The sequence below is a fragment of the Nonomuraea sp. NPDC050451 genome, assembly GCF_044458585.1.
The window spans coordinates 1,233,154-1,243,674 of the sequence record NZ_JBITHZ010000001.1 but is presented as its reverse complement, the minus strand read 5'-3'; the positions used below and the strand labels follow the sequence as shown (position 1 = coordinate 1,243,674).

Annotated in this window: 12 protein-coding genes; 6 read left to right on the top strand and 6 right to left on the bottom strand. The window is 71.7% G+C overall.

Translation table 11 applies throughout. The features are described from left to right. Window positions 1–4 precede the first annotated feature (4 nt). Window positions 5–595 carry a hypothetical protein gene (locus ACIBI9_RS05790; RefSeq protein ID WP_397220759.1) on the bottom strand — a complete coding sequence of 197 codons (591 nt, stop codon included), beginning with the start codon at window positions 593–595 and terminating at the stop codon, window positions 5–7. Between the two features lie 64 nt (window positions 596–659). Beyond that, a complete protein-coding gene (locus tag ACIBI9_RS05785) occupies window positions 660–863 on the bottom strand; it encodes a heavy-metal-associated domain-containing protein (RefSeq protein ID WP_387559112.1) in 204 nt (67 codons plus the stop codon). Between the two features lie 176 nt (window positions 864–1,039). On the opposite strand from ACIBI9_RS05785, the gene ACIBI9_RS05780 reads away from it, so the two are divergent. Then, on the top strand, window positions 1,040–1,579 hold the full coding sequence (locus tag ACIBI9_RS05780; RefSeq protein ID WP_397220758.1) for a hypothetical protein: 540 nt from the start codon (window positions 1,040–1,042) through the stop codon (window positions 1,577–1,579). A 121-nt stretch (window positions 1,580–1,700) separates the two neighbouring features. Further along, window positions 1,701–3,086 carry a PepSY-associated TM helix domain-containing protein gene (locus ACIBI9_RS05775; RefSeq protein WP_397220757.1) on the top strand — a complete coding sequence of 462 codons (1,386 nt, stop codon included), beginning with the start codon at window positions 1,701–1,703 and terminating at the stop codon, window positions 3,084–3,086. Here the strand turns inward: ACIBI9_RS05775 and ACIBI9_RS05770 are convergent. After that, the gene (locus tag ACIBI9_RS05770) at window positions 3,077–4,300 is read right to left on the bottom strand and encodes an MFS transporter (protein ID WP_397220756.1); all 1,224 of its coding nucleotides are present in this window, start codon (window positions 4,298–4,300) and stop codon (window positions 3,077–3,079) included. The genes ACIBI9_RS05775 and ACIBI9_RS05770 overlap by 10 nt on opposite strands. A 120-nt stretch (window positions 4,301–4,420) precedes the next feature. On the opposite strand from ACIBI9_RS05770, the gene ACIBI9_RS05765 reads away from it, so the two are divergent. Continuing rightward, window positions 4,421–5,089, top strand: coding sequence for a hypothetical protein (locus ACIBI9_RS05765; RefSeq protein WP_397220755.1), 669 nt, complete (start codon window positions 4,421–4,423; stop codon window positions 5,087–5,089). On the opposite strand, the gene ACIBI9_RS05760 is transcribed toward ACIBI9_RS05765, so the two are convergent. Both ACIBI9_RS05760 and ACIBI9_RS05755 read right to left on the bottom strand, forming a co-directional pair. Further along, a complete protein-coding gene (locus tag ACIBI9_RS05760) occupies window positions 5,071–6,900 on the bottom strand; it encodes an ABC transporter ATP-binding protein (protein WP_397220754.1) in 1,830 nt (609 codons plus the stop codon). The two genes, ACIBI9_RS05765 and ACIBI9_RS05760, sit on opposite strands and share 19 nt — an antisense overlap. Next, window positions 6,897–7,442: a hypothetical protein gene (locus ACIBI9_RS05755; RefSeq protein ID WP_397220753.1), complete on the bottom strand. Its 546-nt coding sequence runs from the start codon at window positions 7,440–7,442 to the stop codon at window positions 6,897–6,899. The genes ACIBI9_RS05760 and ACIBI9_RS05755 overlap by 4 nt, the downstream gene beginning before the upstream one ends. Here ACIBI9_RS05755 and ACIBI9_RS05750 point away from each other — a divergent pair. Together ACIBI9_RS05750 and ACIBI9_RS05745 are read left to right on the top strand one after the other, a co-directional pair. Beyond that, window positions 7,432–7,818, top strand: coding sequence for a hypothetical protein (locus tag ACIBI9_RS05750; RefSeq protein WP_397220752.1), 387 nt, complete (start codon window positions 7,432–7,434; stop codon window positions 7,816–7,818). The two genes, ACIBI9_RS05755 and ACIBI9_RS05750, sit on opposite strands and share 11 nt — an antisense overlap. A gap of 1 nt (window position 7,819) precedes the next feature. Then, a complete protein-coding gene (locus tag ACIBI9_RS05745) occupies window positions 7,820–8,251 on the top strand; it encodes a S26 family signal peptidase (protein ID WP_397220751.1) in 432 nt (143 codons plus the stop codon). A 12-nt stretch (window positions 8,252–8,263) separates the two neighbouring features. Here the strand turns inward: ACIBI9_RS05745 and ACIBI9_RS05740 are convergent, their stop codons facing one another. Then, a complete protein-coding gene (locus ACIBI9_RS05740) occupies window positions 8,264–9,319 on the bottom strand; it encodes a saccharopine dehydrogenase family protein (RefSeq protein ID WP_397220750.1) in 1,056 nt (351 codons plus the stop codon). Window positions 9,320–9,417: 98 nt separating this feature from the next. Here ACIBI9_RS05740 and ACIBI9_RS05735 point away from each other — a divergent pair, with 98 nt between their 5' ends. Continuing rightward, window positions 9,418–10,395 carry a helix-turn-helix domain-containing protein gene (locus ACIBI9_RS05735; protein WP_397220749.1) on the top strand — a complete coding sequence of 326 codons (978 nt, stop codon included), beginning with the start codon at window positions 9,418–9,420 and terminating at the stop codon, window positions 10,393–10,395. The last annotated feature ends 126 nt before the right edge of the window (window positions 10,396–10,521 follow it).

The following is a 10,521-nucleotide window of genomic DNA, read 5'->3' as shown; positions in this document are numbered from 1 at the left end:
CGGATCAGGCGGTCCCTCCGTGCGCTCCAGGAGGTGCCCGACCTATCAGGGCGTATCGGAGGAAGGCGCGAATCGGCGGGGTTTCGTCCTCACCCGCGTACGCGATCGCCCTCGGCCCGGCGGCCGTGCACCCGGCCACCGTGAAAACCAGGACCAGCAGCGGGCGCAGCACCCGTCCGGCCACCTGCCGGACCAGGGCGCACAGGCCCGACTCGACCCACCGCAGCCAGGCGGAGGTCACCAGCACGCCCAGCGCGTGCATGACCAGCATCCCGAAGCTCGGGGAGCCTCCGTGGTGGAGTTGCGCCACGCCCGGGACGGCCCCGAAGGAGGCCATCGCGTGGTGGGCGGCGCCCTGACTCAGCAGGACGTGCAGGATGACCTGCGACAAGGCCGTCGCGGGCAGGATGGCGCCCAGGCTGCGCTCACGCCCGGTCAAGGCCAGCGCGGCCGGCAGCAGGAGCAGGAAGCCGCCCAGTGTCGACACCGCGTCGAAGTAGCCCCCACCCGCCAGGTGCCCGAGCATGGCCAGGGCGGCGCACGTGGCGGCGAAGCTCGCCGCGCGCACCCACCGCATCACCGACAACGGACCCATCGCGGACAGATCTTCGCACACCGGCGCCGCCGTCTTCAGATCAGGCGTCTCTCACCGCGGACGATCAGGAGGCCACCTTGTATCCCGCCTCGACGATCGCCGCCCGCACCTGCGACTCCTCGAGCAGCGGGCCTCCGCTCACGGTGACGCGGCCCCCCAGCACGTCCACCTCCACCCGCTCGACGCCCCGCAGTGGCAGGACCTGTGCCCGGATCGTCGAGGCACTGCAGCCACAGCTCATTCCGTTAACCGCGACGGACAGGGTCATTGGCGCGAACCTTTCCCGTAAAACCACCAGGCGCGCTCATGGCTCGCCTTTAGGAGAGATACGCGGGTTCCCGCCATCGGGTTCAAGCGACAAGCGAATTTTTAAGATCCGATTTTCGTGTATACGAATTCACGATCACATGGCACTATGACCGGGTGCATGTCGGTCAGCCCTTCTTGCGCGCAATACGCGCCGCGATGTTCGCGGCGGTCTGCGTGCTGGTTTCGGCCGCCCTGCATGGACTGGCCGGCGGCGATCCGGTGCGCACGGGCACGTTGCTCGGCGCGCTCGCGCTGACGTGGACGGGCGCGTTCGTGCTCGGTGGCCGCCAGCGCGGCATGGAGGTCCTGCTCGCGGCGTGCTTCGCCGCCCAGTACGGCATGCATCTCCTGTTCGGCGCGGGCCGCGCCGACGTGTCGCCGCCTCATGAGCACGCCCCGGGCGTGGGCATGTTCCTGGTGCACGCCATGACGGCGGTCATTTCGGCATGGTGGCTGGCGCGGGGCGAGTCCGCTCTCGCCACGCTGCTCCATCTCGCCGTCGCGTCCGTCGGCCGCTGGTGGAACGTCCTGTCGGTCCTGACGGGCGGGCTGGTCGAGCCCAGCCCGCACGGCGGCCGGCCCGCGGCGTGGGACGACCACGACGCCTTCCGCCAGCGCCTGTTCGCGGCGGCGAACTTCCGGCGGGGCCCGCCGGTGCGTCTCTCCCTCATCTGATCCCTTTCGGGCCGCCGGCCCGTGTTCCGCCACGCCCTGTGAACGGCCTGGCGGACCTCGAACCCTTGTCGAGAGCGCGCGTACCCGTGTGCGCGTCGCCCTGTGAGTGGAGAAACGCCTGATGACCTCGACCGCCGACGTCAGCGATACCGTCGATCACGTCCCCCCGCCGTCCCGTGAGCGCACCGCCTGGGCCGCGCTGCGCCCGCTGGTGCTGCGGCTGCACTTCTACGCGGGCGTCCTCATCGCCCCCTTCCTGCTCGTCGCCGCGTGCACCGGCCTGCTGTACGCCGCCTCGTACCAGATCGAGCAGGTCGTCTACCAGCACGAGCTCACCGCGCCCGCGGGCAGGACCAGCCTCCCCCTCAGCGCCCAGATCACGGCCGCCCGCGCGGCCCACCCCCAGGGCACCGTCACCGCGGTACGGCCGGGTGCCGAACCGGGCCAGACCACCCGCGTGCTGATCAACCAGCCGGGGCTGGCCGAGAGCACCCAGCTGGCGGTGTTCGTCGATCCCCACACCGGCCAGGTGCACGGCACGCTGGAAAGCTACGGCAGCTCCGGAGCGCTGCCCGTACGCGCCTGGATCTCCACCCTCCACCGCCAGCTCCACCTGGGCGAGCCCGGGCGGATCTACAGCGAGCTGGCCGCCAGCTGGCTGTGGGTGGTCGCGCTCGGCGGTCTGATCCTCTGGGTCGCCCGGCGTCGCCGCAACCGGCGCCACCTCATCGTCCCCGACCGCGCCGCCGGCGGCCTGCGCCGCACGCTGTCCTGGCACGGCTCGGTCGGCCTGTGGGCGGTGCTCGGCCTGCTGTTCCTGTCCGCCACCGGCCTGACCTGGTCGAAGTACGCCGGGGAGAACGTCGACGAGCTGCGCGCGGCGCTCGACTGGACGACTCCGTCGATCGACGTCTCGGGCGGCGACCACGCCGCGCACACCGCAACCGCAGGGCACCACGCCGGCGGAGCCGACGTCGGGGTGGACCGCGTCGCCCAGGCGGCCGCCGCCAAGGGGCTGTCCGGCCCGCTGGAGATCACCTGGCCCGCCAAGGCCGGCGGGCCCTACCTGGTGAAGGAGATCGACAAGACCGCGCCCACCCGCCTGGACCAGGTCGCCGTCGACGCCACCACCGGCCAGGTGACGGCCGAGCTGCGCTTCGCCGACTACTCGCTGGCCGCCAAGCTCGCCCGGTGGGGCATCGACGGGCACATGGGCCTGCTGTTCGGCCTGGCCAACCAGATCCTCCTGGCGCTCCTGGCCATCGGCCTGATCACGCTGATCGTGCTCGGCTACCGCATGTGGTGGCGCCGCCGGCCCACCCGCGGCTTCGGCAAGCCGTACCCTCGGGGCGGCTGGCGGAACGTGCACTGGGCCCTGCTGGCGCCGCTCGCCCTGCTGACCGTGGCCGTCGGGATCTTCCTGCCGCTGATGGGCATCTCGCTGGCGGCGTTCCTGGTGATCGACGTCCTGCTCGGGCTGCGCGCCCGGCTGGGGTCTCAGGCGTGATCTTCCGAGCGCCAGGGCAGGAACAGCGCGGACACGCACATGAAGGCCGCGACCAGGAACAGGCCCGCCCGCGTGCCGAGCGTGCTCGCGACCAGGCCGCCGAAGGCGATGAAGACCGGCTGCGTGACGTTCGTGGCGAAGATCCAGAGCGTCGACACCCTGGCCAGCAGGTGGTCCGGGGTGCCGAGCTGGCGGTAGGTCGTCATGGTGGAGTTCGCCAGGCCGGAGAAGAACAGCACGCCCGCGAAGCCGAACCCGCAAAGGATCAGGCCCGCGGTGCCGGGTGACGCCAGCGGGACGAGCGCGTACCAGGGGCCGCGCCAGAGGCTCACCCACCACAGGCCGCGGACCAGGCCGAATCGCCTGCTCAGCCTCGGCGCGAGCCGCGCGCCGAGGAAGCCGCCGAGCGAAGGGAGCCCCATGAGCAGGCCGTACTGCCAGGGGGTGAACCCGAGGTCGCGCAGGTAGAACAGCGAGCTCAGCGGCGTCGCCATCGCGCTCGCGCCGGCGAAGACGAGCCAGCTCGCGAACATCCACCGCAGGACCGGATGCGTCCGTACGAAGCTCCACCCGGCGAACAGCTCCTCGCGCCGGGAGGGGCTCGGCTCGCGCGCGGGCGGCGGCGGCTCGGGCGTGCGCAGCGACCGGATCGACCAGGCGCTCACCACGAACGACACGGCGTCGACGATCAGCGCGCCGACCGCCGACAGGAAGCCGATGAGCGGACCGGCCAGGGACGGGCCGACCAGCACGCTCAGCCAGCGCGTCGACTCCAGGCGGCTGTTGGCGCTCATGAGCCTCTCGGCGGGGACGAGAGCCTTCAGATGCGCCTGCGCCGCCCCGGACGAGGCGATCTGGCCGGCGGCGTTGCCCAGAGCGGCGACACAGAGGTGAGCGAATGTCAGCAGCCCGGAGAACGCCGCGATCGGAATGCTGAACATCAAAAAACATCTGGCGATATCTGACCAGATCATGACCGGGCGTTTGGCCCGGAATTCGATATACCGCCCCGCGGGAAATGCGACGACGACAATTGTGACCGCCTGAATCACCGACAACAAGGCGACCTGGAAAGCCGTGGCGTTCAGCACGGTGATGGCGACCACGGGCAGGGCGACCATGCTCACCGCCGAGCCCAGCTGGCTCACGGTCGTGCCCGCCCACAGGCGCCGGAAGTCCCTTTCGCCCGCGCGGTCCCCGTCTACCTGGTTCATGTCAGGGCGCAGAATGCCTCCTTCAGCGGGCTGCGGCGATCATCATCGCCGAATGACCGGCGTGCCGCCAACCGTGACGGCACGCCGATCCACGGCGATCAGCCGCCGCCGGGGCGGGGCTTGCGGGCGAGCTTCGCCCCGTTGGTCACCCTCGGGCAGGTGGGCAACGGCTGGCATCTGCACACCTCGCTGTACCGCGCCGGGACGAACCTGCTGTCCGGCGGGGACGGTCCCGCGGGCATGACCGCCGAGGGCGGCGCCTACCTGGCCGGCCTGCTGCGCGACCTGCCCGCCGTCGTGGCCGTCACCGCGCCCAGCCTGTCCTCGCTGCAACGGCTGCGGCCCGGTTACTGGTCGGGTGCGTACACGTTCTGGGGCGTGGAGAACCGGGAGGCGGCGCTGCGGCTCGTACCGGCCACTCCCCTGCTCGGCGCCGGGCACGCCAACGTCGAGCTCAAGCCGTCGGACGCCGCGGCCAACCCCTATCTCGCGCTCGCCACCGTGATCGCCGCGGGCGTCGCCGGCATCGAGGACGGTCTCACGCCCCCCGACCCGGTGCAGGAGGACCCCGGCACCTGGACCGACGGGCGGCGGGCCGAACGCGGCATCCGCCGGCTGCCCACCACCGTCGAGGAGCAGCTCGGCGCGCTGCTGACCAACGAGCGCATCCGGTCCGCGCTGGGCGAGGAGCTGGCCGACGCCTTCCGGGCGGTACGCGTCTCCGACGCCGCCTGGGCGGCCGACCGCGACGCGGCGGACGTGGTGCGCTCCTACCGCTGGCTGTACTGAGCCGCCGCGTAGCCGGACGCCTGGAGGGTGAACAGGCGGCGATAGGTCCCGCCGGCCGCCATCAGGTCGGCGTGCCGCCCGCGTTCGACGATCATGCCATCGGAGAGGACCGCGATGAGATCCGCGTCCCGAACGGCGCCGAGCCGGTGGGAGATGAGCAGGCTCGTCCGGCCGGCCCGGATCTCCCGCAACCTGGCGTGCACGTCGTGCTCGGCCTCGGCGTCCAGCCCCGCGCTCGGCTCGTCCAGGATCATCAGGTCGCGATCGGCCCGCAGGAACGCCCGCGCCAGGGCGATCCGCTGCCACTGCCCGCCCGACAACACCACGCCGGTGCTGTCGTCGTCGCGGTCGGCCAGGCCGAAATACATCCTGGTCAGCAGGGTGCCGTAACCGCGGGGAAGGCTCCGCAGCGCGTCGTGCACGCCTGCCTGGCGCCCGGCGGACTCGATCCGGGGCAGGTCGCCGCGGGCCGTGAGGTCGCCGACGGCGATGTTGTCGGCGGCGCTGAAGTCGTAGTTCACGAAGTCCTGGAACACCGCGCCGATCCGGGCCCGGAGCTCCTCGGGCGGAACGTCACGGATGTCGGAACCGTCCCACAGGATGGTTCCCCGTACGGGGTCGTAGAAGCGGCACAGCAGCTTGACCAGGGTGCTCTTGCCTGATCCGTTGAGCCCGACCAGGGCCACGGAGCCGCCGTGCGGGATCGACAGGTTCACGCCCCGCAGGATCCACGGGTGCTCGTCGCTGTAGCGGAACCACACGTCGCGCAGCTCGATGCCGCGCCGCAGGCCGGTCAGGCGCCGCGGGGTGGCGGGCTCGGGCAGGTCCGGTCCGGCGTGGATCACCGCCAGGTAGTGGCCGAACGTCAGGAGCTGGTGGTGCGCGCCGGCCGTGGCGGCCACCGCGCCCGCGAGCGCCCCTTGGACGCCGCCCAGCGCGCCGATGAGCAGGGCCACGTCTCCGGCCGTTCCCCGGCCGCTCGTCACCAGGACGATCACCCAGATCAGGCCGAATCCGGAGACCAGCGCCGACAGCGACACCAGGGCGCTCTGCATGGCGAACTCGCGCCGGTCCATGGCCCGCTGTGCGGTGTTGGACAGCTCCAGCTCGGCACGCATCCGCCCGCGCAGGAACCCGCCGAGGCCGAGCAGCCGTACCTCCTTGGCCGCGTTCCCGCTCCCGAGCAGTTCCCCGTAGAACATCTCCCGCCGCTGGGCCGGGCTGATGTCGCGCATCATCGATGCCCGCTGCCGGGCCAGGCGCAGCTCCACGAGGAGCATGGGCAGGCCCGACACCAGCACGACGACCGTGACGAGCGGACTGATCACGGTCACCGAGCCGAGCAGGCCCAGCCCCGTCAGGACGCTGCGCCCCAGGCCGAGGACCGATTCCACGATGCGCACCGGGGAAGCGGCGCTCTGCTGGGCGAGCCGCAGCCGGTCCAGGAACGGCGGGTCTTCGAACCGGGCCAGCCCCGTCAGCCGGCCGAGGGCGGCGAACAGCTCGTCCTGGGCATTGAGCGCCGTCCTGCGGTCGGCCTCGGCCACGAGATACCGGCCGGCCAGCGGGATGCCCGCGCCCAGCAGACCGGCCAGGGCCAGGCCGGCCGCCGGCGGCCACAGCAGGTCCCAGGACGGACGGGACGCCAGCTCGTCCACGATCAGCTTGGTCAGCCACACGGTCGCGATCGGGATCGCGACGCCGGCCGCCGTCAGCGCGAGATGGCCCAGCAGGTGGCCGGGGGCCGAGCGCCATACCAGTGACACCACCTGGGCGAGGCCGGACGGCATCGCGGAGTGGCGCGGGCTCATGCCCTGGACGGCGCCGGGAGGCGGGCGAGGTCGTTGTCGCTGGCGAGCACCGTACCGGCTTCGACCAGGCTGAACGTGGGGAACGCCCGCACCGCGAAGGCATCGATCACGGGCGCGGCCTGCTGCCCGGCGACCACGCGCGCCACGGTGGCCAGGGCGTCGATCGTCTCCGTCATCTGGGCGGGCTCCCCCGAGACGACCGCGAGCACCCGGTCTCGGCCGCCGGGCACGGCCCCGGCCTGGCTCACGAACCCCGGAAGCTTGTCCTCGCAGGCCGAGCACCCTTGCGCGAAGAACGCCACGAGGGTCTGCTCCGTGAACGTCCCGGCGGAGACCGGCTCGCCGTCGATCGTCGACACGGCGAGGTCGCCGACCTTGTAGCCCGGGGCGGGGATGAGGTCGCTCGTCCACACCCCGTTGTTGCCGAGCCGCTCCAGCTCGGCGGTGTGCGCGCGGAGCCGGCGGATGACGCCGAACGTCAGCAGCAGGTCGAGCAGGCACAGTGCCCCGACGAGGATCACTGCCACCGAGATGAACACCATGGGCGATATTCCCTTCACGCTGACCGCATTTGAGAATTTCCCAGGAATTATGACCTCCGCTGCTTTCCCGGACCTGTCGCGCGTCTGTCGTCGATCGACAGAACCACGACAGGCTCCGGAAAGCCCGAACGGCGACAATATCCGAAACAACCCCACACCGGAGGTGATCGTGAAAGCACTGCTGGAGCAATTGAGCGATCGGCTTCTCCAGAAAGTCGTCCCGCAGGCGACGGCGTCCGCCATCGATCGGTGCAACTGCGAATGCATTCCCTGCTGCATCTGGATCGGCAACCGCAACTACCGGGGCAAGCTGTGCTACGACTGCATCAGCGGGCACCGCTGCGGGTGCGCGAGCCTCGGGACCGACTGCCCGTGACGTGGTGATCGTCGTCCTGGCCCTGCTCGGAGGTGCCTGCCTGCTGTGGGTGCGCAGGCAGCACCTGCTCGTCACCGTGAGCGGTCCGAGCATGGAGCCGGCGTACGAGTCCGGCGACCGGGTGCTGGTCCGGCGCGTGCCGTTCGCCCGGGTACGGCGGGGCCAGGTGGTGCTCATCGAACGGGACCGAATACCGGCCCACGTTCAATGGGAAGAGCCGGATTTCATCATCAAACGGGCGGTGGCGGTGCCCGGCGACCCGGTGCGGCCCGTCGAATTCCCCGGGCTCGCGGAAACCGCCGTACCGCCCGGGAATCTGCTGGTCCTGGGCGACAATCTCACGCGTTCTTACGATTCACGACACCACGGATACGTCCCGATGGGGAGATTCGTCGGCGTCGTCGTACGTCGATTGCCACGGCGTTCCCAATAGGGCGGGACCTTTTCACTCGCCGCCCAGCGACAGCTCGTCCAGCGGCAGGGACCGCAGGAAGTCCTCGACATCGAAGATCTCCCCGGCGGTGACGACCCCGGTGGCCCGGCCGCGGCCGGTCAGGATCCGCTCGGCGGCCTCCACCACGATCGGCGCGGTGATGGCGTAGATGTCGCGGCCGCGCGCCGACACCCGTCGCCGCTCGTCCCCCCGGCGGACGACGACCTCGACCAGGAAGACCTGGTCCGATCGCCCGTCGGCGTCGGCCGCCTGCGGCCCCTTGGTCTCGGGGTCGCTGAGGTCCTTCAGCGGGGCGACGTTCAGGAAGGCGTCGATCCGCGGGGTGTCCAGGTGGCGGGAGACGGTGACCACGTCGGCGCTGGAGAACTGCCCCACGACGTCCTGCGTGCCGAACGGGTCGGAGAACGTCCAGGTCCCCTTCGGCTGCGGCTCGTCGGCCGCGACGACGTGCAGGTGGTGGTCCGAGAAGACCACCCGCCGCCCGGCCCGGCGCTGTCCGGCCAGCAGGGTGCCCGGGGTCGGGTGCCAGCTGTCCAGGGCCACCGCGATCGAGATGTCGTCGGCCGCCGGCCAGTCGCCCATCGCGACGGTCGCGAGCAGGTCGCCCAGCGCGCCGTAGAACGCCATCACCGGTGCCACCACGATGCCCGCCTCCTTCACCCGCGGGTCGTCCCGGTAGGTGTCGAAAGTGCTCATCGCGACCAGGGTCTCGCCGGTGACGTCCAGGTAGTGGATCCCGGCGCGCAGCGCGGCCTCGATCAGCGGCGGCGCGGTGTCGCCGAACGGCCCGGCACAGTTGATCACCGCTGCCGCGCCGTCGATCGCGCGGTCGAGCGAGGCCGGGTCGTCGACCGAGGCGACCCTCCACTCCACGCCGGGGTGCGCGGCGGCCGCCGCCTCCAGCTTCACCGCGTCCCGCCCCGACAGCACCGGCGTCCAACCGCGCTCCAGCAGCTCCGCCGTCACGAACCGGGCGGTGTGCCCGTAGGCGCCGAACACCGCCACCACCGGCTTCGCGCTTCCGGGCCGGTTGTCGATCTCCGTCATCAGGTCTCCTTCAGCCGTAAAAGAACTGCCTCCGATCATGCTGAGCGGGGCCGCCGGGAGCCACCGTCGCGTACGTCAACCTGCGCTAGATTCGCGACATGCGCGCCCATCGCGTCGTCATGGCCGTCACCGACGACATGCCGATCTTCGAAGCAGCCGTCCCGTGCCAGGTCTTCGGCGTCGACCGACCGCACCTGGCCGATCCGTGGTACCAGTTCGCGGCGGTCCCGGTCGGGGACGCGCCGGTGCGGCTGAGCCCCGGATTCACCCTCGCCCCGGTTAGTGGCGGGTGGGATCTGGACTCGGCCGACACTCTCGTCATCCCGGCCTGCACGAACGTGCACGACGACCCGCCGGCGGAGCTGGTGGACGTCGTCCGGGAGGCGTACGGGCGCGGGATCCGGATCCTGTCCATCTGTTCCGGCGCCTTCGTCCTGGCCGCCGCCGGGGTGCTCGACGGGCGCCGGGCCACCACGCACTGGCTGCACGCCGAGGAGCTGAGCCGCCGCTATCCCGCCGTCCGAGTCGACCCATCCGTGCTCTACGTGGAGGACGCCAACGTCATCACCTCCGCGGGGACGGTGGCCGGCATCGACGCCTGCCTGCATGTCGTACGGGTCGACCACGGCGCCGCGGTGGCCGCCGAGCTGGCCCGCCGCCTCGTCACCCCGCCGCACCGGGACGGCGGGCAGGCCCAGTACCACCGCCCCGCCTCGCCCGTGGTCCGCGACGACTGGCTGGCCGCCCTGCTGGACTGGGCGACCGAGCACCTGCATCTGCCGCTGTCCATCGCCGACCTGGCCGCCCAGGCCAATGTCAGCGTGCGCACCGTCGAACGCCGGTTCGCCGAGGCGCTCGGGATGTCGCCGTTGCGCTGGCTGCTGCAGCAGCGGGTACGCCGGGCCCAGCAGTTCCTGGAGACCAGCGACCGGCCGATCGGATGGATCGCCGACAGCTGCGGCTTCGGCGGCCCGGCCAGCCTGCGAGCACACTTCGCCCGGATCGTCGGCGTCTCCCCCACCGCCTACCGCCGAACCTTCCACGAACGCCCGAGCACAACCCGCATCGCCAGCTGACCCCCCAACAGCGCACCCCGGACCGCCAGCCAACCGGCCCGACAGCGCACCCCGGACCGCCGGCCCCACATCACGACGCAGACCGCCAACCGACCGGCCCGACGGCGCGCCTCGGATCGCCGTTGC